The organism is Sphingomonas sp. NFR15, from assembly GCF_900103265.1.
Taxonomy (GTDB): Bacteria; Pseudomonadota; Alphaproteobacteria; order Sphingomonadales; family Sphingomonadaceae; genus Sphingomonas; species Sphingomonas pollutisoli.
In genome coordinates this window covers 136,319-159,922 of the sequence record NZ_FMWX01000004.1, presented here as the reverse complement: position 1 = coordinate 159,922, position 23,604 = coordinate 136,319, and the positions used below count along the sequence as shown (strand labels likewise).

Annotated in this window: 21 protein-coding genes and 1 tRNA gene; 16 read left to right on the top strand and 6 right to left on the bottom strand. The window is 68.8% G+C overall.

Features of this window, described 5'->3' with window-relative positions:
• Position 1: 1 nt before the first annotated feature.
• From BLS81_RS11475 to rmuC, 7 genes are all read left to right on the top strand, one after another.
• A complete protein-coding gene (locus BLS81_RS11475; protein WP_093223989.1) occupies positions 2-841 on the top strand; it encodes an XrtA system polysaccharide deacetylase in 840 nt (279 codons plus the stop codon).
• Complete coding sequence (locus BLS81_RS11470; protein WP_093223987.1) at positions 838-1,911, top strand: FemAB family XrtA/PEP-CTERM system-associated protein; 1,074 nt, start codon at positions 838-840, stop codon at positions 1,909-1,911. The genes BLS81_RS11475 and BLS81_RS11470 overlap by 4 nt, the downstream gene beginning before the upstream one ends.
• 3 nt (positions 1,912-1,914) lie before the next feature.
• Positions 1,915-3,117: a TIGR03087 family PEP-CTERM/XrtA system glycosyltransferase gene (locus tag BLS81_RS11465; RefSeq protein ID WP_093223985.1), complete on the top strand. Its 1,203-nt coding sequence runs from the start codon at positions 1,915-1,917 to the stop codon at positions 3,115-3,117.
• On the top strand, positions 3,114-4,652 hold the full coding sequence (gene xrtA / locus BLS81_RS11460) for an exosortase A (RefSeq protein ID WP_093223983.1): 1,539 nt from the start codon (positions 3,114-3,116) through the stop codon (positions 4,650-4,652). Before BLS81_RS11465 ends, xrtA begins: the two co-directional genes overlap by 4 nt.
• Positions 4,653-6,548, top strand: a complete 1,896-nt coding sequence (locus tag BLS81_RS11455; protein WP_093223981.1) for an XrtA/PEP-CTERM system amidotransferase — start codon at positions 4,653-4,655, stop codon at positions 6,546-6,548.
• A gap of 51 nt (positions 6,549-6,599) precedes the next feature.
• Positions 6,600-7,139, top strand: coding sequence for a peptide deformylase (def, locus tag BLS81_RS11450; RefSeq protein WP_093223979.1), 540 nt, complete (start codon positions 6,600-6,602; stop codon positions 7,137-7,139).
• Positions 7,140-7,339: 200 nt separating this feature from the next.
• Complete coding sequence (gene rmuC / locus BLS81_RS11445; protein ID WP_093224258.1) at positions 7,340-8,857, top strand: DNA recombination protein RmuC; 1,518 nt, start codon at positions 7,340-7,342, stop codon at positions 8,855-8,857.
• A 384-nt stretch (positions 8,858-9,241) separates the two neighbouring features.
• On the opposite strand, the gene mfd is transcribed toward rmuC, so the two are convergent.
• Together mfd and BLS81_RS11435 are read right to left on the bottom strand one after the other, a co-directional pair.
• Positions 9,242-12,694 (bottom strand): transcription-repair coupling factor, encoded by a 3,453-nt coding sequence (mfd, locus tag BLS81_RS11440; RefSeq protein WP_093223977.1) that lies wholly within the window; start codon positions 12,692-12,694, stop codon positions 9,242-9,244.
• A 201-nt stretch (positions 12,695-12,895) separates the two neighbouring features.
• Positions 12,896-13,162, bottom strand: a complete 267-nt coding sequence (locus BLS81_RS11435) for an FAD assembly factor SdhE (protein WP_093223975.1) — start codon at positions 13,160-13,162, stop codon at positions 12,896-12,898.
• A gap of 145 nt (positions 13,163-13,307) precedes the next feature.
• Here BLS81_RS11435 and recG point away from each other — a divergent pair, with 145 nt between their 5' ends.
• The 4 genes from recG to BLS81_RS20780 all read left to right on the top strand — a co-directional run bounded on the left by recG (position 13,308) and on the right by BLS81_RS20780 (position 17,457).
• Positions 13,308-15,365 carry an ATP-dependent DNA helicase RecG gene (gene recG, locus BLS81_RS11430; protein WP_093223974.1) on the top strand — a complete coding sequence of 686 codons (2,058 nt, stop codon included), beginning with the start codon at positions 13,308-13,310 and terminating at the stop codon, positions 15,363-15,365.
• Entirely contained in the window at positions 15,334-15,939 is a 606-nt protein-coding gene (locus tag BLS81_RS11425) for a DOMON-like domain-containing protein (RefSeq protein ID WP_143023354.1), read from the top strand. Before recG ends, BLS81_RS11425 begins: the two co-directional genes overlap by 32 nt.
• A gap of 55 nt (positions 15,940-15,994) precedes the next feature.
• Positions 15,995-17,197, top strand: a complete 1,203-nt coding sequence (locus BLS81_RS11420) for an exo-beta-N-acetylmuramidase NamZ family protein (RefSeq protein WP_093223970.1) — start codon at positions 15,995-15,997, stop codon at positions 17,195-17,197.
• A gap of 116 nt (positions 17,198-17,313) precedes the next feature.
• Positions 17,314-17,457 carry a hypothetical protein gene (locus tag BLS81_RS20780; protein WP_165388231.1) on the top strand — a complete coding sequence of 48 codons (144 nt, stop codon included), beginning with the start codon at positions 17,314-17,316 and terminating at the stop codon, positions 17,455-17,457.
• A 55-nt stretch (positions 17,458-17,512) separates the two neighbouring features.
• On the opposite strand, the gene BLS81_RS11415 is transcribed toward BLS81_RS20780, so the two are convergent.
• From BLS81_RS11415 to BLS81_RS11405, 3 genes are all read right to left on the bottom strand, one after another.
• Positions 17,513-18,898 (bottom strand): glycosyltransferase family 39 protein, encoded by a 1,386-nt coding sequence (locus BLS81_RS11415; protein ID WP_093223968.1) that lies wholly within the window; start codon positions 18,896-18,898, stop codon positions 17,513-17,515.
• 61 nt (positions 18,899-18,959) lie between these two features.
• Entirely contained in the window at positions 18,960-19,517 is a 558-nt protein-coding gene (locus BLS81_RS11410; RefSeq protein ID WP_093223966.1) for a CHAP domain-containing protein, read from the bottom strand.
• 105 nt (positions 19,518-19,622) lie between these two features.
• Positions 19,623-20,462 carry a methyltransferase domain-containing protein gene (locus BLS81_RS11405; protein WP_256326203.1) on the bottom strand — a complete coding sequence of 280 codons (840 nt, stop codon included), beginning with the start codon at positions 20,460-20,462 and terminating at the stop codon, positions 19,623-19,625.
• Between the two features lie 42 nt (positions 20,463-20,504).
• Between BLS81_RS11405 and BLS81_RS11400 the strand changes: the two genes are divergently transcribed.
• The 5 genes from BLS81_RS11400 (at position 20,505) to BLS81_RS11380 (ending at position 22,902) form a co-directional block, all read left to right on the top strand.
• Positions 20,505-21,230 (top strand): ComF family protein, encoded by a 726-nt coding sequence (locus tag BLS81_RS11400; RefSeq protein WP_093223962.1) that lies wholly within the window; start codon positions 20,505-20,507, stop codon positions 21,228-21,230.
• Between the two features lie 31 nt (positions 21,231-21,261).
• Positions 21,262-21,519: a glutaredoxin 3 gene (gene grxC, locus BLS81_RS11395; protein ID WP_093223960.1), complete on the top strand. Its 258-nt coding sequence runs from the start codon at positions 21,262-21,264 to the stop codon at positions 21,517-21,519.
• Positions 21,516-22,337: a carbon-nitrogen hydrolase family protein gene (locus tag BLS81_RS11390; protein WP_093223958.1), complete on the top strand. Its 822-nt coding sequence runs from the start codon at positions 21,516-21,518 to the stop codon at positions 22,335-22,337. The genes grxC and BLS81_RS11390 overlap by 4 nt, the downstream gene beginning before the upstream one ends.
• Entirely contained in the window at positions 22,334-22,780 is a 447-nt protein-coding gene (locus BLS81_RS11385; RefSeq protein ID WP_093223956.1) for a DUF1178 family protein, read from the top strand. The genes BLS81_RS11390 and BLS81_RS11385 overlap by 4 nt, the downstream gene beginning before the upstream one ends.
• A gap of 45 nt (positions 22,781-22,825) precedes the next feature.
• Positions 22,826-22,902 (top strand) — tRNA-Arg (locus BLS81_RS11380).
• A 55-nt stretch (positions 22,903-22,957) separates the two neighbouring features.
• Here BLS81_RS11380 and BLS81_RS11375 read toward each other — a convergent pair.
• A complete protein-coding gene (locus BLS81_RS11375; RefSeq protein ID WP_093224257.1) occupies positions 22,958-23,596 on the bottom strand; it encodes a hypothetical protein in 639 nt (212 codons plus the stop codon).
• Positions 23,597-23,604 lie beyond the last annotated feature (8 nt).

Here is a 23,604-nt window from a genome sequence, read left to right as displayed (position 1 = left end):
GATGCGCCACGCGCTGTCGGTCGACGTCGAGGAATGGTTTCAGGTCGGCGCGTTCGAACGCGTGATCGACAAGGCGGACTGGGATTCGCGCGAATCGCGCGTCGAATATAATACTGATGCGGTGCTGGCGCTGTTCGCGGAAAGTGGGGTGAAGGCGACGTTCTTCACGCTCGGCTGGGTGGCCGCCCGGCATCCCGCGCTGATCCGCCGGATCGTCGCGGCCGGGCACGAACTGGCGAGCCACGGCTGGGCGCACCAGCGCGTCTTCACGATGCGGCCGGAGGTGTTCCGCGCCGATATCGACCGGGCGCGCAAGGCGCTGGAAGATGCCGGCGGGCTTGCGATCACCGGCTACCGCGCGCCGAGCTTCTCGATCGACGCGCGCACCCCCTGGGCGCACCCGATCCTCGCCGACGCGGGCTATGCCTATTCGTCGAGCGTCGCGCCGCTCAGGCACGATCATTATGGCTGGCCCGAGGCGCCGCGCTACGCCTTCCATCCGGTCGCGGGCTCCCCGCTGATCGAGGTGCCGGTGACCGTCGCCACATTCGGAAAGCGCCGCATCGCGACCGGCGGCGGCTTCTTCCGGCTGTTCCCGGCGGCGCTGACCAGCCATGCGGTGCGGCAGGTTTCCGCCGAGGGCCAGCCTGCCGTGTTCTACTTCCACCCCTGGGAGATCGACCCCGACCAGCCACGCATCGCCGCCGCGCCGATCCGGTCGCGGCTGCGCCATTACAGCCGTTTGGGCGCGATGGCGGGCAAGCTGCGCGGGCTGATCCGCCGTCACCCGTGGGATCGGATGGACGCTGTCGTCGCCGGGCTGAGGAACGTGACCGCGTGAACGCGCCTTTGCTGTGGCCGCTGGTCGGCCTGCGCCCCGCCGATCTGGCCGATGCCGCCGATGCCGCGCGGATCGCCGCTTTCGTGCGCGCGCACCCGCAGGGAACGCCGTTCCATCTGCCCGCGTGGAGCCTTGCCGTCGCGCGCGGATGCGGCCAGCGCAGCCACACGCTGATCGCCGAGCGCGGTGACGGGACGATCGAAGGCGTGCTGCCGATGACCGAAATCCGGTCGCGATTGTTCGGTCGTGCGCTCGTCTCGAACGGCTTCGCGGTTGGCGGCGGCATTCTCGCCGAGAGCGAGGCGGCGGCGGGACGGCTCGCCGAAGCGGGCTGGGCGCTGGCGCTCACGCTGGGCTGCCCGAGTCTTGAGCTGCGCGGCGGCGCTCTGCCCGAGGGCGACTGGACCGCGGAGGAGGGCGCCTATCTCGGCTTCACGCGTGCGCTCGCCGCGTCGGACGAGGCCGAACTCACCGCCATCCCGCGCAAGCAGCGCGCCGAGGTGCGCAAGGCGCTCGCACTCGATCTCGACGTGACGGTCGGGCGCGGAGTGGAGGACCGGCGGGCGCATTATGCCGTCTATGCGGAGTCGGTGCGCAATCTCGGCACGCCGGTGTTCCCGGCCAAGCTGTTCCGCAGCGTGCTCGAAGCCTTCGGAGACGATGCCGACATCCTGACGGTCCGCTCGGGCGGCAAGCCGGTCGCGAGCGTGCTCAGCCTGTATCATGCCGGCACCGTCTATCCGTATTGGGGCGGCGGCACCGTCGCGGCGCGGGCGCTGCGCGCGAACGACCGCATGTATTTCGCGCTGATGAGCCATGCCCGCGCGCGCGGCTGCACGCGGTTCGATTTCGGGCGGTCGAAGGTCGGCACCGGGCCGGCGGCGTTCAAGAAGAATTGGGGTTTCGAAGGGGTGCCGCTGCGCTATGCCAAACGCGTGAAACCCGGCGACATCCCGCGCGAGATCAACCCGCTCAGCCCCAAATACCGGCTGCAGGTTGCGGTGTGGAAGAAACTGCCTCTGGGGATCGCGAACGTGGTCGGTCCGCTCGTCTCCAGAGGGCTTGGCTAGGCGATGGGCGACATCCTGTTTCTGGCGCACCGCGTCCCCGATCCGCCCGATCGTGGCGACAAGATCCGCGGGTTCCACATCCTCAAGCATCTGTCGCAGCGCACGCGCACCCATCTGGTCGCGTTCGCGGACGATCCGCGCGACCTGGATCGGCCGGGAAGTCTGCCATGGCTGACCGGGGAACGCGCGGTGCTATGGCGCGGCAAGCCGCGCTGGCGCGCCGCCGCCGAGGCGCTGGCGCGAGGGCGGCCGGTATCGCTGACCGCGTTCGACGATGCGGCGCTTCGCGCCCGGGTCAACGATCTGCTCGCGCGCCATCCGATCGACACGATCTACGTCTTCTCCGGGCAGATGGCGCAATATCTGCCCGCCGGGACTCGACACCGCGTGCTGATGGACTTCGTCGATATGGATTCGGCCAAGTTCGCCGATTATGCCGAGGCTGCGCGGGGGCCGTCGCGCCGGATGATGGCGCGCGAGGCGAAACTGTTGCAGGCGTTCGAGCGGGACGTCGCTGGCCGCGCCGACGCCAGCCTGTTCGTCAGCGCCGCCGAAGCCCAAATATTCCGCGCGAAAACCGGTGCCCAGCGCGTGCGTGCCATCGACAATGGCATCGACACCGACGCCTTCGATCCCGCGGCGACCTTCGACCCGGCCGCGGTCGACGGCGATCTGATCGTCTTCACCGGGCAGATGGATTACCGCCCCAATATCGAGGCGGTGACGTGGTTCGCGAACGACAGTCTGCCGATGATCCAGGCCGAACACCCACAGGCGCGTTTCGCGATCGTCGGCCGCGCGCCGACCGAAGCGGTGCGGGCGCTCGCCAGCCGGCCCGGCGTGATCGTGACCGGCGAGGTGGCGGACGTGCGCGGCTGGCTCGCCGCCGCCGCCGCGGTGGTCGCGCCGCTCAAGCTGGCGCGCGGCATCCAGAACAAGGTGCTGGAGGCGATGGCGATGGCGCGCCCGGTGGTCGCCTCCGCCCCCGCCGCCGAGGGGATCGATCATGCCGGTACGATCCGCGTCGGCGGCACCGCCGACGCGATCGCGGAGCACGTCAGCGCGGTGCTTGCCGATCGCGCTGCCGCCGCTTTGCTTGGCGCGGAGGCACGCGCGCAGGTGCGGCGCCGCTATAGCTGGGCGGCGTGCCTCGCACAGCTCGACGCGATCCTTGCGGGCGAAGCTCTGGAGCGGGCGGCGGCATGATCCGCGCGCTTCCGTCAGCAGCGTTCGCGCCCGTCACGCCCGCGCAGGCGGTGTGGCGTCGGCATCTCGCCGCGCTTATCGCCGTCGCGGCGCTGATCGTTGCCGCCTTCTGGACCGATGTCACGACGCTCGCGCATCTGTGGTGGACGAGCACGACCTTCGGCCACTGCCTGTTCATCGGCCCGGTGCTCGCCTGGCTCGTCTGGACTCGTCGCGCCGATCTCGCCAAGCTGACCCCGGTCGGCTGGGCGCCGGGGTTGGCGATCGTCGCGTGCGGCGGGCTGGGCTGGCTGCTCGGGGATGCCGGCGGGGTCGCGCTGGCGCGGCAACTCGGGCTGGTGATGATGCTGCAAGGCGCGGTCGTCACGCTGCTCGGGCCCAATGTCGCGCGCGGGCTGCTGTTTCCTTTGTGCTACGCCGTCTTCCTCGTGCCGTTCGGAAAGGGGATGGAAGGGCCGCTCCAGACCGTCACCGTCGCGCTGACGATGCCGATGCTCCACCTGTTCGGCGTGCCCGCGCAGGTCGATGGCGTGCTCATCACCATTCCCAACGGCTATTTCGAGGTCGCCGAGGCGTGTTCGGGCGCGAAGTTCGTGATCGCGATGATCGCATATGGCACGCTCGTCGCCAATGTGTGCTTCGTGTCCTGGGGCCGGCGCGTTGCGTTCATGGGGTTGGCGCTGGTCGTGCCGGTGATCGCCAACGGCATCCGCGCGTTCGCGACGATCTACGCGGCGTACCTCACCTCGGTCGAGGCGGCGACCGGGTTCGACCATATCCTCTACGGCTGGATCTTCTTCGGGCTGGTGATGGCGGCGGTGATCGCGATCGGCTGGCGCTGGTTCGATCGCGCGCCCGACGCGCCGGTGTTCGACGCTGCGAAGCTCCAGCACGTGCCGCGCTTTCGGCTCGACACGTTGCTCGCTGCGGCTTTGGTGCTGGTGACGGTCGCGGTGTTCCCGGCGTGGAGCGCGGCTATAGCCAACCGAGCGCAAGCCTTGCCCGATCGCATCGCGCTCCCCGACGTACCGGGCTGGCACCGCGTTCCGATGAGCACACGCGCGCCGTGGGCGCCCAATTATCCCGGCGCGGACCATTATCTGATCGGCCGCTATGCCGACGCCAGCGGCGATCCGGTCGATCTCGTCATCGCCGTCTATGGATCGCAGCACGAGGGCAAGGAGATCGTCTCGTTCGGGGTCGGCGCTTTGCGCGAGGATGACGTGTGGGTGCGGATCGAGGATCTGCCCGATCTCGCCGGCGGATCGGTGATTCACGTCACCGCGCCCGGCCCGGTCGAGCGGCTGATCGCGACCTGGTATCGCGTTGGCGACATCGTGACCCACAGCGGCGCGCGCCAGAAGCTCGCGACGCTGCAAGCCAAGCTGCTCGGCGGCCCGCAGCGGGCGGTGGCGGTGCATGTCTCGGCCGAGGTGCTGCCGGGCCGCGACCCGCGCGCGGCGATGGCACGCTTCCTCGCCGCGCTCGGGCCGATCGACGTGCTCGCCGACCGGGCCGCCGGGATGCCCCGCTAGATGTGCGGGATCGCCGGTATCTTCTATCCCGCCATGCCCAAGCCGGTCGATCCGGCGCGGGTGCGCGCGATGACCGACGTGCAGGCGCATCGCGGCCCCGATGGCGGCGCCGTGTGGACTGCGCCCGGCGTCGGGCTCGGGCATCGCCGGCTATCGATCATCGATATCGCCGGCAGTCCGCAGCCGATGCGCAGCGCCGATGGATCGCTGACCGTTACCTACAACGGCGAGATCTACAATTTCGCCGAGCTGCGCGCCGAATTACAGGCCAAGGGCGCGCGTTTCATCACGTCGGGCGATACCGAAGTGCTGCTCCACGGCTGGGCGGCATGGGGGCCGGCGCTGCTCGATCGGCTCAACGGCATGTTTGCCTTCGCGATCCACGACGCGGCGCGGCAGAGCCTGTTCCTCGCGCGCGATCGGATGGGGGTGAAGCCACTCCATTACGCCGAACTGCCTGATGGCGCGGTGGCGTTCGCCTCCGAGCTGAAGGGGCTGCTCGCGCATCCGCTGCTACGCCGCACGCCGCAGATCACCGCGATCGAGGATTATCTCGCGTTCGGCTATGTGCCCGACGACACCTGCCTCGTCGCGGGGGTGAAGAAGCTTCCCGCCGGGCACTGGCTGTTGCTCGAACGCGGCAAGCCGGTGCCAGCGCCGTCGCGCTGGTGGGGCATCGACTTCTCGCGCCGCGCCACCGGCAGCCGCAAGGCGCTGGCGGAGGAACTGGTCGAGCGGATGCGCGCCGCCGTCACGCTGCGGATGGTCGCCGACGTGCCGCTCGGCGCGTTCCTGTCGGGCGGGGTGGACAGTTCGGCGGTGGTCGCGCTGATGGCGGAGGCGTCGCCGCGTGCGGTCAAGACCTGCACGATCGGCTTCGACGTGGCGGGCGTCGATGAGCGCAGTTACGCCGATGTGATCGCCAAACGCTTCGCGACCGAGCATCGCGAGCGGATCGTCTCGGCGGACGATTACGCGCTGATCGACACGCTGGTCGCGGCGTTCGACGAACCCTTCGCGGACGCGTCCGCGCTCGCCACATACCGGGTGTGCGAGCTCGCGCGTGAGAGCGTGACGGTCGCGCTCTCGGGCGACGGCGCGGACGAGGCGTTCGCGGGCTATCGCCGCTACAAATTTCAGGCGGCGGAGGAGCGGGTGCGCGCATTGCTTCCGGCATCGCTGCGTGAACGCGTGTTCGGCACGCTTGGGCGCCACTACCCCAAGGCCGATTGGGCGCCGCGCCGGTTCCGCGCCAAGACGACGTTGCTCGCGCTCGCCGAGGATGGCGCCGAGGGCTATGCGAGATCGGTCGGGGTGACGACGCCCGCCTTGCGCGCGGCGCTGCTCACCGATGCGGCGCGCACCGCGCTCGGCGGGCACCGCGCCGAGGATCGCTATGTTCGCGCGATGCGCGACGCACCCGCGCGCGACGCGCTCGACCGCGCGCAATATGCCGATTTCCAGCACTGGCTGCCGGGCGACATCCTCACCAAGGCCGACCGCACCAGCATGGCGGTAAGCCTCGAAGCGCGCGAACCGTTGCTCGACTACACACTCGTCGAGTTCGCCGCGACTCTGCCCGACGACCTGCGGCTCCGCCACGGACAGGGCAAATGGCTGATGAAGAAGGCGATGGAGCGGTATCTGCCCAAGGATATCCTCTACCGCCCGAAGATGGGGTTCGTGACGCCGGTCGGCGCGTGGTTCCGGGGGCGCCTTGCCGATGAGGCGGCGGCACTGGCGCGCTCGCGCACGCTGATCGGCAGCGGCTGGTTCGATCCGCACGTGATCGAGACGATCGCCGCCGACCATCGCGCGGGCCGCGCCGATCATAGCCGTACTTTGTGGCAGTTGGTGATGCTCGAACGCAGCATGGCGCGGCTGTTCGGCGCCTGATCCGCGCTCGCCACGCTTGACGAACGCCGGTGCGCTTCCTAGCTCGCGGGGATGGCCATCATGGAAATCCTCGAAGTTCCGGACCCCCGGCTGAAGAAGGTCGCGAAGCCGGTCGAGACGATCGACGACGGCGTGCGCAAGATCGTGTCCGACATGTTCGACACGATGTACGACGCGCGCGGCATTGGTCTCGCCTCGATTCAGGTCGGGATCGAACAGGCGATCGTGGTGATCGACCTGCAGGAAGACGAGCCGCCGCTGGAAGAGGGCGGCGAACCGCGTCCTGGCCGACAGCCGCGCGTGTTCATCAACCCCGAGATCCTGTGGCAGAGCGAAGACCTCGCCACCTATGCCGAGGGGTGTCTGTCGATCCCCGAGAATTACGCCGATGTCGAGCGCCCGGCGCGCTGCCGCGTCAAGTGGCTCGATCTCGACGGCGCCACGCAGGAGGAAGAGTTCGACGGGCTGATGTCGACCTGTGTCCAGCACGAGATGGATCACCTCGCCGGCATCGTCTTCATCGATCACGTCTCGCGGCTGAAGCGCGAGATGATTCTCAAGAAGCTGGCGAAGGCGCGCAAGGCGGCGTGACTCGTCGCCCCGGCGCAGGTCGGGGCGCTGCATCGTATCCACTCGGCTCACCAAATCACACAGCGGGCCCGGCCTGCGCCGGGGCGACGTGCGGTTCGTCGCAGGCGCGCTTGAAGGCGCGAGCGTGAGTCGATAGGTTCGCGCTTCGTTCTTGGGGAGCCGGCGTGGATCTGTTTTTCGCGATTATCGTCATCGTTGCGATGCTATGCGGCGTCGCGCTCGGCTGGTTGCTCGGTCAGCGCGGAGTCGCGGCGGTCACGGCCGAACGCGACGCGCGCGAGGCCGATTTCAAGCGCGCGATCGTCGATCTCGCCAGCGCCGAGGAGCGTGCGCGCGCGGCGTTCGGCCTACGCGAGGAACTGGCCGAAGTCCGCGCCGAACTGTCCGAGATGCGCGAGGATCGTGACAAGGCGCGGCTGGAGAACACCGCGCTCAAGACGCATGCCGCGTCGTTTGAGCACCGCCTCGCCGAGCGGCTCGCGGAGGAAGAGACGCGGCTCAAGATGGCGCAAGACGCGCACGAGGCGCGCGAACGCGCGTTGCGCGAGGCGTTCCAGGCGCGCGAGCAGACCAGCACCGAAACCTATGAGGCGCGGATCGCCGGACTGCTCCACGCCAAGGATCTGCTCGCGACACAGTTCGCCGAAGTGTCGAACCGATTGCTCACCGAAGCGCAGGAAAACTTCCTCAAGCGCGCCGACGAGCGGTTCCGCCAATCGGAGGAGACGGCGGGGCAGAACCTCAAGTCGATGCTCCAGCCGGTCAGCGACCGGCTGCTCCGCTACGAGGAGACCGTAGGTAAGATCGAAGCGGAACGCGTGAGCGCGTTCGAGCAGTTGAAGGGGCAGCTCGAGGGGCTGCGCGTCGGGCAGGAGAAGGTCTCCGCCGAGGCGGCGAAGCTGGTCAATTCGCTGCGCAACGCGCCCAAGTCGCGTGGTCGCTGGGGCGAGCAGCAGTTGAAGAACGTGCTCGAGACGTGCGGGCTGTCCGAGCACACCGATTTTCAGACCGAGGTGAGCATCGCCGGCGGCGACGAAGGCGGGCGGCTTCGCCCCGACGCGATCGTCAAGGTGCCGGGCGGGCGCAGCCTGGTGATCGACGCCAAGGTCTCGCTCAACGCCTATCAGGACGCGTTTGGCGCGGTTGATGAGGCCGAGCGGAAGACCGGGCTCGCCGCGCACGCCGCGTCGATGCGCGCGCATGTCAACGGGCTCGGCAACAAGGCCTATTGGAACCAGTTCGCCGACGCGCCCGATTACGTCATCATGTTCGTGCCGGGCGAGCATTTCCTGTCTGCCGCGCTCGAACATGATCCGACCTTGTGGGATTTTGCGTTCGAAAAGCGCGTGCTGCTCGCGACGCCGACCAACCTGATCGCGATCGCGCGCACGGTGGATGCGGTGTGGCGTCAGGAGAAGATGGCGAAACAGGCGCAGGAGATCGGCGCGCTCGGCAAGGAACTCTACGAGCGGCTCGCCAAGGCGGCGGGCGACCTGCGCAAGGTCGGCGGCGGGCTGACCTCTGCGGTGAACAATTACAACACCTTCGTTAGCAGCTTCGAGAGCCGCGCGCTGGTGACGGCGCGCAAGTTCCGCGATCTCAATATCGATACCGGCGCGAAGGAAATCGAAGAAGCCCCGCCGGTGGAGGCGCTCGCGCGCTACGGCGACGCGGCGCCGGCGTTGCCCGCACCAGAGCTAAGCGACGCGGCCGAGTAGCACGCGCGCAGCGGCGCGAAGGCGCTGCGCCGCAGGCCCTTACCTCTCTGCTTCCGCGAGCGAGCCGTTGGAGATGCCTCCCGCACGCGCCCCGCGCACCCTCTTCGCGCCTTTGCGCCTCCGCGTGCATAAAATTATCTTTTGTATTTGGCCCCGCTTACGTTCTGGATCGTCGGCAGCCGCGCCGCTGCGGCGCTGAAAATTCACGCGGAGGCGCGGAGGCGCGGAGGCGCGGAGGCGCGAAGAGGGGGCGCTTGTGGACGCCCGCTCGCTCGATCGCCTTGAAATGGGAGCGGCTGCGCCGCGTGGCGCGCGTCTCTGCGTCCTCTGCGCGAACCATGTCGCTGCCCGCGCACGGCATCCGTTCGGATAGAAGCGGGGCGATCACCCCGCCGCCTTCGCCAAGCCCTTCGCCAGTTGCAGCGCGCCGTGGAGTCGTGCCTTGGGATCGCTCCAGACGCGTGTCACCACCAGCTTGCTGTCGGGCCGCAGCTTGGCGACGTCGCCGACGCGCTTGAGCCATGCGAGCAGCCCGTCGATGTTGGGCGGCGTGTCGTTGTGGAACGCGACCAGTGCGCCGCGCGGACCGACGTCGATCTTGGCGACGCACGCCTTCTTGGCATGCAGCTTGATCTCGATGATGCGGATGAGATTGTCGGTCGCATCGGGCAGCGGCCCGAACCGGTCGATCAGTTCGGCCGCGAACGCCTCGACCTCGCCGGTATCCTCGAGATCGTTGAGGCGGCGATACAGCCCCATGCGCAGGTCGAGATCGGGAACATACTCCTCGGGGATGAGGATCGGCGCATCGACGGTGATCTGCGGCGAGAAGTCCTTCGGGCGCAGGCGCTCGCCGCCGGCCTTGGCCTCCATGATCGCCTCTTCGAGCATCGACTGATAGAGTTCGTAGCCGACCTCCTTGATATGCCCCGATTGCTCGTCGCCGAGCAGGTTGCCGGCACCGCGAATGTCCAGATCGTGGCTCGCAAGCTGGAAACCCGCGCCGAGGCTGTCGAGATCGGACAGCACCTTGAGGCGCTTCTCCGCCGTCTCGGTCATGATCCGGTCGGCCGGCGTGGTCAGATAGGCGTAGGCGCGGGTCTTCGATCGGCCGACTCGCCCGCGAAGCTGGTAAAGCTGCGCGAGCCCGAACCGGTCGGCGCGGTGCAGGATGATCGTGTTGGCGCTCGGAATGTCGAGCCCGCTCTCGACGATGGTGGTGGAGACGAGCACCTCGAACTTCTTGTCGTAGAACGCCGACATGCGCTCCTCGACTTCGCTCGGCGCCATCTGGCCGTGCGCGACCACGTAGCGGATCTCGGGCACGCTCTCGCGCAGGAACTCCTCGATCTCGGGCAGATCGGCGATGCGGGGGGTGACGAAGAAGCTCTGCCCGCCACGATAATGTTCGCGCAGCAACGCCTCACGCAGCACCACCGGGTCCCAGGGCATGACATAAGTGCGCACCGCGAGCCGATCGACCGGCGGCGTCTGGATCACCGACAGTTCCCGCAGACCCGACATCGCCATCTGCAGCGTGCGCGGGATCGGGGTGGCGGTGAGCGTGAGGACGTGGACGTCGGTCTTGAGCGACTTCAGCCGCTCCTTGTGCGTGACGCCGAAGCGCTGCTCTTCATCGACGATGACGAGGCCGAGCCGCTTGAAGTCGATCCCCTTCGCCAGAATCGCATGCGTGCCGACCACGACATCGACGGTGCCGTCCGCCAAGCCCTCCTTGGTCGCCTTCATCTCGGCGGCGGTGACGAGACGCGAGAGCCGCCCGACCTTGATCGGGAACCCCTCGAAGCGGCTCGCGAAATTGTTGAAATGCTGGCGCGCGAGCAGCGTCGTCGGGCACACCACCGCGACCTGCTTGCCCGCCATCGCCGCGGCGAACGCACCGCGCAAAGCGACCTCGGTCTTGCCGAAGCCAACATCGCCGACGACGAGCCGGTCCATCGGCGTGCCCTTGGCGAGATCCTCGAGCACGTCGCCGATCGCGCGGTCCTGATCGTCGGTTTCCTCGTAGGGGAAGCGATCGACGAACTCGGCATAGCCGCTCTCGGCCTCGATCACGTCGGCGGGGCGAAGCGCGCGTTCCGCAGCCGTCGCGATCAACTCGCCGGCGATCTCGCGGATGCGCTCCTTCATGCGGCTCTTGCGCCGCTGCCATGCTTCGCCGCCGAGCTTGTCGAGGCTCGCGCCCTCACTGTCCGAACCATAGCGCGACAGCACGTCGATATTCTCGACCGGCACGAACAGTTTGTCGCCGCCCGCATAGGAGAGCGCGACGCAATCGTGCGGGCTCTTGCCGACCGGGATCGAGGTCAGCCCCTCGTAGCGGCCGATGCCGTGATCGACATGGACGACGAGATCGCCCGGCGTGAGCATCGCCAGTTCGGCGAGGAACGCATCGGCCGATTTCTTGCGCTTGGCGCGCCGGACCAGCCGGTCGCCCAGCATGTCCTGCTCGGTGAGCAAGGCGACATCGGGCGTGGTGAAACCGTGGTCGAGCGGCAGGACGATGAGCGATACGCCACTGTCCGCCTTGCCCAGCGCCTCCTGCCAGGTCGCGACCTTAGTCGAGGCCTTGAGGCCATGATCGGCGAGCAAGGTCGCCAGCCGCTCGCGCGATCCGCCCGAATAGCTGGCGAGCACCGGCTTCTTGCCCTGTTTGCGCAGCTTGGCGATATGCTCGACCACCGCCTCATATACATTCACGCCGCCCGCGCGCTCGGGCGCGAAATCCCGCGGGCCATCGACGTGGAAGTCGAGCACGGTCGCGCTCTCGGGTTCGTGGAACGGCGTGACGAGGTGCGCGGGCGCGGCTTGCAACGCCTCGGCGAACTCCTTGGCGGTGAGGTACAGCGCGCTCGGTGGCAGCGGGCGGTAGCTGCCCGGCTCGGTGGTCAGCGCCTTGATTCGGTTGGCGTGATAATCGTTGATCGCCTCGAACCGCTGCTCGGCCGCCGCCTGCACGCCGGAATCGCGGACGATGACCGCGTCGCCGCCGAGGTGATCGAACAAGGTGACCAGTTTGTCCTCGAACAGCGGCAGCCAATGCTCCATGCCGGCCAGCCGGCGCCCGTCGCTGATCGCCTGGTACAGCGGATCGCCGGTCGCGGTCGCGCCGAAGCGCTCGCGGTAGCGGCTGCGGAAGCGCTTGATGCTCTCCTCGTCGAGCAAGGTTTCCGAGGCGGGGAGGAGGGTGAAACCGTCGATCCGCCCGGTGGTGCGCTGGTCGGCGGGGTCGAACGTGCGCACCGATTCGATCTCGTCGCCGAAAAAGTCGAGCCGAAGCGCCGCATCGGCACCGCTCGGGAACAGATCGACCAGCCCGCCGCGCACCGCGAACTCGCCCGAGTCGGCGACGGTCTCGACCCGAACATAGCCGTTCGCCTGAAGCAATGCCGCGAGCCGGTCGCGCCCGATCCGCTCGCCGGGCGCGAGCTTGGCGACGAGTTGGCGGATGCGGAACGGAGTCAGGGTGCGCTGCGCCAGCGCGTTGGCGGTGGTGACGAGCAGTTGCGGCGCCTTGGTGGGCTGCTGCAGCCGGTGCAGCGTCGCCATGCGCTCGGCCATCACGCGCAGCGTCGGCGAGGCGCGATCGTAGGGCAGGCAGTCCCACGCCGGGAACACGAGCAGGTCTAGATCGGGCGCGAACATCGGCGCGGTCGCGGCGACCGCACGCATCGCCGCTTCGTCGGGCGCGACGAACACCGCGCGCGAGGGCGCGGCGCGCGCCAGATCGGCGAGCAGCCACGGCGCGAACCCGGCGGGCACGCCGGCGAGGGTGAGCGGGGTCTTGGCGGCGAGGATGGTCTTCAGGTCGGGCATCATTCTTCTTTTTTAAGCCCTCTCCCCTCCTGGGAGAGGGTTGGGAGAGGGGCAGTACGGAGCGATGGCGTTTCAAACTGCCCCTCTCCCGACCTCGCCTTCGGCTCGGCCACCAGCGCCGGGTCGACCATGCCCCGCATGGTCGAGGATCGTCCGGGGGACGATCCGACCCGGCGCTCCCCGCGAGCGGGGAGAGGGAGATTATTTCGCGATCGGCACGTAGTTGAGCACCTGCATCGCCTCGATGATCGGCCCGGCGTAGCGCGCCGGCGGCGTCGCGGTGCCGATCGCCCAGGCCATGATATCGACGTCCTGTTCTTCCAGCAGATCCTCGAACAGCGCGATCTCGTCATCGTTCCAGTCGGCCGCGCGGGCATCGAAAAAGCCGCCGATCAGCAGGTCGGCTTCCTTGACGCCCCGGTGGTGGGCACGGAAGTGCAGGCGCTTGAGGCGGATGTCGCGGTCCATATCGTTCCAACGGCGATTGGCCGACGACAGAAGATGCCGCCAGCGAGGCTTGACCAAACCGTTCGTGCTGAGCCTGTCGAAGCACGTTCCGAAACGCGCCCTTCGACAAGCTCAGGACGAACGGGTATCTGACATCCAGATAGTCATGCGTCCCGATATCCTCAATCCATTGTTCGCCGAAGTCACCGCCTTGAAAGGCGTGGGGCCGGCCTTGGCCAAGCCGCTCGATCGGCTCGGACTCGCCCGCGTGGTGGATGTGGCATTCCACCTGCCCACCGGCTTCATCGACCGGATCGCGCGCGAAGACCTCGACATGGCGGATGCCGGACGCACGATCGTCATCACACTCACGCCGCGCGAGATTCGCTCCAGCAACGGGCGTGGCCCGACGCGGGTGCAGGCGACCGACGCGGCGGGCAATTATGTCAGCCTCCTCTATTTCGGCGGTCACCCCGGCTGGGCGAAGAAGCTGCTGCCGATCGGCGAACCGCGCCGCGTGTCGGGCAAGCTCGACATGTACGGGCAGGATTTGCAGATCGTCCATCCCGATTACGTCCTGCCGCTCGACGAGGCCGAGCCGGGCGGGCGTGAGGCGATCTATCCGCTGTCGGAAGGGCTGACCTCGCGCCGCATGGGTCAACTCGCCGCGCAGGCGATCGAGCGCGCGCCCGATCTGCCCGAGTGGATCGAGCCTGGGTTGCTCGCCCGGAAGGGGTGGCCCGGCTGGCGAGAGGCGCTGGCACGCGTGCATGCCGATCCCTCCGACACAGTCGCGCGCACGCGGCTCGCCTATGACGAACTGTTCGCCAACCAGCTCGCGCTGATGCTGGTGCGGCAATCGTCGCGCAGCCGGCGGGGGAGGGCGCTGATCGGTGACGGCCGGCTGCGTGACATGCTCGCGCTGCCGTACAGCCTCACCGGCGCGCAAGCGCGGACCGTCGCCGAAATCGAGGGCGATCTCGCGCAGGCGCAGCCGATGCTCCGGCTGCTGCAAGGCGATGTCGGCGCGGGCAAGACGCTGGTCGCGGCGCTGGCGATGCTGGTCGCGGTCGAGGCGGGCGCGCAGGCGGCGCTGCTCGCGCCGACCGAGATCCTCGCGCGCCAGCATCTCGAATCGCTGCGGAGGCTGTTCGCCGGGCTGCCGGTCGAGATCGCGGTGCTGACCGGGCGCGACAAGGGGCGGGTGCGCGAGAGCGTGCTGATGGGGCTGGCGGACGGATCGATCCACATCCTGATCGGCACCCACGCGATCTTCCAGCAGGCGGTGACCTACCGCGATCTCGGCCTGGTGGTGGTCGACGAGCAGCACCGCTTCGGGGTCGCGCAGCGGATGATGCTCCAAGCCAAGGCCGGCGTCGCGCCGCACCTGCTGGCGATGACCGCGACACCGATCCCGCGCACGCTGACGCTCGCCAACTATGGCGAGATGGACGTCAGCCGGCTCGACGAGATGCCGCCGGGCCGACAGCCGATCCAGACCACGGTGATCTCGCAGGACCGGCTGGCGGATGTCGTGGAGGCGCTCGGCCGACACCTCGCGAATGGCGGCCAGGCCTATTGGGTGTGTCCGTTGGTCGAGGAGAGCGAGAAGAGCGATCTCGCCGCCGCCGAGGATCGCGCCGCGACGTTGAAGGCGCGATTCGGCGATCGGATCGGGCTGGTCCACGGTCGCATGAAGGGGCCGGAGAAAGACGCGGTGATGGCGGCGTTTTCGAGCGGCGCGCTCGGCGTGCTGGTCGCGACGACGGTGATCGAGGTCGGCGTCGATGTCCCCAACGCGACGCTGATCGTGATCGAACATGCCGATCGCTTCGGCCTCGCCCAGCTTCACCAGTTGCGCGGCCGGGTCGGGCGCGGCAGCGGCAAATCGAACTGCCTGCTGGTGCGCAGCGGCGCGCTCGGCGAGACGGCACGCGCGCGGCTCGCGCTGATGCGCGAGACCAACGACGGCTTCCGCATCGCCGAGGAGGATCTGCGGCTGCGCGGCAGCGGCGAACTGCTCGGCACGCGGCAATCGGGCGAGGAGGGGTTCCGGCTGGCGACGGCCGAATTGCTGAGCGAACTGCTCCCCGTCGCCGCCGACGACGCGCGGCTGCTGATCGACCGCGACGGTGGCCTCAGCGGCGCGCGCGGCACGGCGGCGCGGCTGGCGCTGTACCTGTTCGAGCGCGATGCCGGCGTCGCGCTGTTGCGGTCGGGCTGAGGTACGGAACTGGATGGCGAACACCTACGCGCTTGTCGCGCACCCTGATTTTCCGAACGGCCCGATCGACGCGATCACGGTCACGATCGAACGTCAGGCCAATCGTCTGGTGGTGCGCTTCGAAGTGTCCGGGGCGATCGAAGACGTGCTCTGGCCGGGCGATCGCATCGACTGCGCTTTAGACGCAAAGGAAGCGGACGAGCGCCGCGCCGACGAGCTTTGGCGGCATAGTTGCTTCGAGGCGTTTGTCGCTCCGGCGGACGCAGCCGACTATCGCGAGTTCAACCTTGCCACCTCTGGCAAATGGGCTGCCTACGCGTTCGACACCTACCGTGTTGGCATGCGTAAGGCCGGGGATGTTCGTCTCATTGAGGCGCACTGGCGCTTCGACAGCCGGCGCGCCGACATCCGGATCGCGATCGAGCTGCCCTATGCCGAACCTGATTGGGCGCTCGCCGTCACCGCGATCGTCGAGGCACGCGATGGTGCCAAATCCTACTGGGCGCTCGCGCACGCGCCCGGAGCGCCCGATTTCCACAACCGCGACACGTTCGTCGTGACCCTCCCGGCTTGACCGCCGTTGCCGCCACGGCTCAAGCCGCACGACAAACCAGATACGGAAGCCTGCCATGAACTTCGGGATCGATCGCCTTCTCGCCGACGCCGCCGTGCGCAAGCCGCTGGAGGGCAAGCGCGTCGCGCTGCTCGCGCATCCGGCGTCGGTCACCGAGGATCTCACGCACAGCCTCGATGCGCTGATCGCGGCGGGGGTCAACGTCACGGCGGTGTTCGGCCCGCAGCACGGGGTACGCGGCGACCTGCAGGACAATATGATCGAGTCGCCCGATTTCACCGATCCGACCTACGGCATGCCGGTGTTCAGCCTCTATGGCGAAGTGCGCCGGCCCACCACCGCATCGATGGACACGTTCGACGTGATGCTGGTCGATCTCCAGGATCTCGGCACGCGCATCTACACCTTCATTACGACGCTGCGCTACGTGCTGGAATCCGCCGCCGAGCATGGCAAGGCGGTGTGGGTGCTCGATCGTCCCAACCCGGCGGGCCGACCTATCGAAGGGCTGACGCTGCGCCCCGGCTGGGAGAGTTTCGTGGGCGCGGGCGCGATGCCGATGCGCCACGGGTTGACGATGGGCGAACTCGGGCAATGGTTCATCGGCACGCTCGGTCTCGATGTCGAGTATCGCGTGGTCGAAATGGAGGGCTGGGCGCCCGAGGCCGCGCCGGGGTTCGGCTGGCCCACCGAACGGTTGTGGATCAATCCCAGCCCCAACGCGCCCAACCTCAACATGGCGCGCGCCTATCCGGGCACGGTGATGCTCGAGGGCACGACGCTCTCCGAAGGGCGCGGCACGACCCGTCCGCTCGAACTGTTCGGCGCGCCCGACCTCAATGCCAAGGCGGTGATCGCCGAGATGCACCGGCTCGCCCCGGCATGGCTGGCCGGGTGCGCGCTTCGCGACATCTGGTTCCAGCCGACCTTCCACAAACATGTCGGCGAACTCTGCAACGGCGTGCATATCCATGCCGAGGGGCGCTTCTACGATCATGCCGCGTTCCGGCCGTGGCGGGTGCAGGCGCTCGCCTTCAAGGCGGTCCGCGCGCTAGCCCCGAACTTTCCGCTGTGGCGCGACTTCCCCTACGAATATGCGTTCGGCAAACTCCCCATCGACGTCATCAACGGCGGTCCCGCGCTGCGCGAATGGATCGACGACTCGGCGGCGACTCCGGGCGATCTCGACGCGCTGACGGCCCCGGACGAGGCCGCGTGGGCGGCGGAATCCCGCGATTTTCGCCTTTACCCACGTTAATCTCGCGCTTTGCCGCGCCGCAGCGCCATTTTGTCACAAAAGCTTATGACTTCGCCCGGTAAAGGCGCAGCACCGGGGTATCCAGAACATGTGGTCGCGAGGGCGGGTCAGCTATCATGGAGTCAAACCTTCACTATTATACGCGGCGTGCGATGCAGGAGCATGTCGCGGCGCGGACGGCGGTGACCGAGGAGGCGCGTAAGCGTCGGCTCGAACTGGCGCAGATGTTCGAGGCGAAGCTCGTCGCCTGCCGGGGCTGAGCGACCGCCGCGCCGCCTTTCGTCACGGCGGCAAGGCTGGGGCCGCTCGATCGCGCTAGCGTCGGCGAACGTACAAGGTCCAGTGCGTTCCTGACAGGCCGTGCGCATGGGCGCCAGCGATGGGGCGCCAATCCGCCCCGCATCGCACCGGAGTGCGGGGGAAGTCCTCGCCTTTGAAGCGGTCCAGGAACAGGAAGCGCGCTGGCGCGCATCCGGCCCGCACGATCGTCAGCGGGTAGCGTGCATGCGCCGCCGCCGCCGCGAGCATCGCGAAGCCGGTCGAACGGTCGAGCAGAACCGCGCTCCCGCCGGGCGCGCGTGCGCGCATCGCCGCGATCGCCGGATCGGGATCGCCGCGCTGGTTGCGGATCAGATCGGCATCCCGCCACGCGCCACCGGTAAGGATCGCGGCGAGCGCGGCCACCGCGAACGCGCGCCGCCAGCCGGCGCGACCGATCGCCGAGCCGATCAATTCGGCCAGCAGCAGCAACAGGCCGATCGCGGCGACCAGGTAATAGCGCGGGTGGCCGGGGTTGCCGGCGTGCAGCACCGCCAACGTGACCGGGAAGGCGACGATCGCGAGCCGGTAGAATGCGCGGTGCGTGGCGCCACCACCCTGCGCGAGCAAGACCAGGGTCAGCACGGCAGGGATCAGCCACAGCGATACGACCGGCCAACCGATCGTATAGCCGAGCATTTCGATGACAGCGTGCAGGAACAACATGATGTCGAACGGCTCGTAGGCGCCGAACTGGAAACCGGTCGCGCTGGCATGAGCGGCGCCGAAGATCAGCCCCAGCACCGCGGCGAGCGACAGCAACGCTGGCGTGAACAGCCGGAGCGTCCGCCCCGCCGCGGCGAGCGGCGCCATGCGCTTGGCAAGCGCGAAGAACACCCAGCCGATCAGCGCGACACAGCCGAACACCATCGTCATCTGCGACAGCGTGCCGAGCGCGAAGCACAAGGCGAGCCGCAACCGAACACGTTCGCCGCGCTGCTCGGGCAACCAGCGCGCCACCAGCAGGATCGCGCTCAGGAACGCCAGCGACATCGGCGCATACCCGCGCGCCTCCGATCCCATCGTCACCATCATCGGCGAGACGGCGAACAGCGATGCCGCGATCAGCGCGGTCGTCGTGCCGCGCGGGCGCAAGATCATGGCCGCGACGGCGATCGCGATCGTGCCGGCGGCGATCGACAGCGCGCGTTGCAGCATCGGCGGCGCGCCGAAACCGACGAACTGCATCCACAGCGAATTGACATGGTGATTGTTGTCGTGATTGATGCTGAGGAACACGCCGAGCGGCGTGCCGACCTCGCGTGCCAGTTCGGCCGACCACGCCTCGTCGAGCCACAGCCCGCCACGCGCCGACGCGACCCGCAAGCCGAGACCGAGCAGCATGATCCCGCAAAGCAAGCCGGTTATGCGCCGTTCGGTCATCAAGCCCCCTTGTCGGCGGCCGATCTAGCCTCGCGGCGTTGCGCGCTGGTTAACGCGCCGCTTACCGATAGGCGTCGATCAGCGCGCCGACATAATCCGGGTCACGGCCGGTCAGTTCGGGCGCCGGGCGCGGGGGCGGTGCGCCGTCGATCGGCGTCGAATAGATGAAGCCCGAGATCGGGTAGGTCGTCCCGCCCAGCCCGACCATGTCGCGATACCAGACGCGAACCTCGCTCCAGTCGTTGCGCGGCGACACGTCGGTGAGCGTCACGTCCTGCTCGGCATGGCCGCGCTCGCCGTTCTGGCGCGACCAATTGGCATGCGTCACCATCACGACACGGGGGTCGACGATCCGGCTGATGACCGCGACATGGCCGTATGGCAGCCGCGAGGTGCGCGAGAAGACGACGACCGAGCCGACGCGGGGAACATCGCCGCGCCGATAGTGACCGGCCGCCTTGTCCCACCAGGTCCAGGCGTCGCCGTAGATCTGGATGCCGGACGCGGCGCGCGCGAACGGCACGCACTCCCCGACATAGTTGAGGAGCGAACCCGCATGAAGCGGAACGGCCGCGAACAGCGCGGCGGGAAAAGCCAACAGGCGAAATACAACTCGCATACAGGCACCATATCCGGCACCCCCCGGTCTCCCGGTAATCGGAAATGGTTTAAGACTTCGTTACCATCTTTCCCGCACGCGCCGGGCGTGGGCGAAAAGGCGGCATCAGCCTTGCGGCGGCTTCAGCGCCGCCGCCAGCGAGGAGGTCGCGCTGCCGCGACGCGCCGGTTTCGGCTGATCGGGCGAGGGCGCCCAGCCGGTCATGAAGATGATCTCGAACCGCTCGGGCACGCGCCCCTCGGCGTCGGCAAGGTCGGCGAACGCCTGATAGGCGCGCGCCAGCGTGTCGCGGCGCAGCGGGCGGCGGCCGTTCAGCGCGTTGGTGGCGCCCATGCCGCGCAGATCGCGCACCAATCCGCCGAGATCGCCATAGCGTACCTTGAGCGGTTCACTGTCGGCGACGGGCAGGGCGAAGCCGGCGCGCATCAGCAGGTCGCCCGCCGAACGCACGTCGATCTGCGGGTGGAGCCGCGCCGCCGGGCGATCGCCCTCCGCGACGCGTAAGGCCGCACGCAGGCTCGCGAGCGACCCCCCGCCGACGAAGGCGGCGAGGAACAGCCCGTCGGGGCGAAGCGCCCGCCGCGCCTGAATCAGCGCGCCCGGCAGATCGTTGACGCTGTCGAGCACACCCGCCGAGACGATCAGATCGAAGTGCGATTCGGGGAAGGGCAGATGGTCTTCCTCGGCGACGATCCCGCCCGCCCTGGCCGCGAAGGCCGGCCCGGCGTCGCAGCGCACGATCCGGGCGCCCGGCGGGGGCACGAAGCCGCCATCGAAACAGCCGAGATCGAGCACGTCGGCGAACGTGCGCTTCACGCTGTCGAGCCGCTCCTGGATACCGTCGAGCATCGCCGCGCGCAGAAAGTCATACCCTGCGAAATCGGCGGCGGCGCGGTCGCGGTAGCGGCGCCGGGCGGCGCGGTCGAAGATGTCGGGAACGCTCACGCGGCGGCTTGTGCCGTGTCGCCGCGCCAGCGACAAGGGGGTGTGTCGCCGCTCGCCGCGCCCTTGAAGTTCGTCGCCGGTCTCGCGCTGCCGCCGCGCTGCCCGGGATGTGCGGCGGTGACGGGAGCGGATCATCGCTTTTGCGCGACATGCTGGGGTGCGCTGCGCTTTCTCGCGCCGCCGTGGTGTGCGACCTGCCAGATGCCGTTCGAACATGCGGGCATCTCGGATCAGTGCGCCGATTGCCGCGCGCAGCCGCCCCGGCACGCGGGCGTGTTCGCGGCGGTGGCCTATGGCGACATCGCGCGCACGGTCGCGCTGCGGCTTAAATATGGCGGGCGGATCGCCTTCGCCGAAACGGTCGGGCGGCAGATGGCGCGGCTGATGCCACCGGGCGCGGACCTGATTCTGCCGGTGCCGCTCCACCGCTGGCGGCTGTGGTCGCGCGGGTTCAACCAGGCCGCGCTGATCGCCGCGTCGGTCGCACGCGCGAGCGGGGTCGCCACCGATCCGCTGGTGCTGCGTCGAACCCGCGCGACGCCGATGTTGCGCGGCCTCGGCGTCACCGCGCGGGAGCGTGCGGTGAAGGGCGCGTTCGCGGTGTCGCCGCGCGCGCGCGTGGCGGACAAGGCGATCGTGCTGGTCGATGACATCTACACCAGCGGCGCCACCACCGATGCCTGTACCGACACCTTGCTCGCCGCCGGGGCACGCTCGGTCGCGATCCTGTGCTGGGCCCGCGTGCTCGATTCGGCGGCGAGTGATTGACAAGCGCGGGGCGACTGCACACGTTCGGGCGATGGCCAAGACACAAATCTACACCAAAGCGTTCTGCCCCTATTGCACGCGCGCGCTGCGGCTGCTCGCGTCGAAAGGCGCCGAGGTCGAGGAGTTCGACATCACGATGGGCGGCCCCAGGCGCGCCGAAATGCTCGATCGCGCCAACGGCCGGTCGACCGTGCCGCAGATCTTCATCGGCGACACGCACGTCGGTGGGTCGGACGATCTCGCCGCGCTCGATCGTGCGGGCAAGTTGGACGAACTGCTCGCGGCATGAAGGTCGCGTTGCTCCAGATGACCAGCGGGATCGACCCGCAGGCGAATGCGCGCACCATCGTCGATGCCGTGGCGGAGGCTGCGGCGGGCGGCGCGGCGATGCTGTTCACGCCCGAAATGTCCGGGCTGGTCGATCAGAACCGCGCGCGCGCGCAGCCGCACCTGAGCGCCGAGGGCGACGATGGCGTGCTCGCCGCCACACGCGCGGCGGCGCGCGAGCACAAGCTTTGGGTACATCTCGGCTCGCTCGCGGTGCATGGAGACGACGGGCGGCTCGCCAACCGCGCCTTCGTGATCGACGAGCAGGGTGAGATCCGCGCCCGTTACGACAAGCTGCACCTGTTCGACGTCGATCTGCCGAGCGGTGAGAGTTGGCGCGAGTCTGCGTCCTACGCGCCGGGCGAAGGCGCGGTGGTGGTCGGTACGCCGGCCGGCCAGCTCGGCCTCGCGATCTGTTACGACTTGCGCTTCGCCGATCTGTTCCGCGCGTTGAGCGATGCCGGGGCAACCGTGCTGGCGATTCCCGCCGCCTTCACCCGCCCCACCGGCGCCGCGCACTGGCACATCCTGCAACGCGCCCGCGCGATCGAATCCGCGGCCTATGTGATTTCCGCAGCGCAGACCGGCACGCATGAGGACGGGCGCGCCACCTATGGCCATTCGCTCGTTGTCGATCCGTGGGGAACGGTGCTGCTCGACATGGGCGAGGAGGCCGGCCTCGGGTTCGCGGAGATCGACCCGGCACGCGTCGCCGACGTGCGCGCGCGCGTGCCCGTCCTCGCGCACCGCCGGGCGATACCGGGCGTGGTCTCGGCATGATCGTGTTCGATCTGCGCTGTGCACGCTCGCACGTTTTCGAAGCGTGGTTCGGATCGAGCGACGCCTATGAGGATCAGCGCGCGCGTGGTCTGCTGTCATGCCCGGTGTGCGGCGATGCCGGGATCGCAAAGGCGGTGATGGCCCCCAACGTAGCCCCCAAGGGCAACAGCCGCGCCGTCGCCAAGCCTGACGAGACGCCGACGCCTGCCGCGATCAAGGCGGCGATGAAGGCGTTGGCCGAGGCGCAGGCCAGGGTGCTCGAGAAGTCGGAATGGGTCGGCACCGCCTTTCCGGAGCGCGCCCGCGCAATGCATGCCGGCGATCTGCCAGCCGGCCCGATTCACGGCCAGACCACGCTCGCCGAGGCCAAATCGTTGATCGAGGAGGGCGTGCCCGTCGCGCCCTTGCCCCTGCCGGTCCTACCGCCCGACGTGGTGAACTGACACCGCTTGAGCGCGGCCGCTCCTGCCGGTACAGGGTGATCGACTGGTTCCGTAGCTCAGCAGGATAGAGCGCCACATTCCTAATGTGGGCGTCGGGGGTTCGAGTCCCTCCGGGACCACCATTCTTCAATGGTCGAAATGGTAGTCGGGCGCCGGGTCACCGGCGCCCGTGCCCTGTCACTGCTGCTGCGAGGTGGTGACGCTGGTGGTCGTCTTCTCGACCGTGCGGGCTTTCGGCGCGGTCGACTTGCGGACGACACGGCGATGCACCACCGGCGCGGCCGATGCCTGTTGCTTGGTGGTCTCGGTGGTGATGGTCGTGGTCGGCGTGGGAGTCGGCGCCGCGACGATCACGGGCGGGGCGGCGCGCGCGGCGGCGGCATCGGCGGCAGCCGCCGCGGCCTGCTGCTCCGCCACCTGAGCGCGCTGGTTGGCGACCTGCGCCTGCTGTTGTGCCTGAGCCGCGGCGGTCTCGGCGTCGGCCTGCTGCGCGCTCGCCTGTGCGTTGCGCGCCTGCTGTGCCGCGCCGAGCGCGGTATCGGCGAGTTCCGAGGCGTGGAGCGCGTCGGCGATGGCCTCGTCCTTCTTGCCGCGCGCGAGTTCCTCCTCGGCGTTGCGCAGCGCGGCCTGCGCCTCCGCCTGAAGCCGCGGCGCGTCGCCGGCCACGCCGATCTTGTTGGCCGCGTCGATCTTCCCGTGCGCTTCGGCGATGGCGGCCCGCGCGCGATCCGCCTTGCCCTGCGCGAGCACCGGCGAGCCGACGAACATCAATGCGGTGGCACCCACCGTCGTGGCGATAAGGTTGGAGCGTTTCATGACGACCT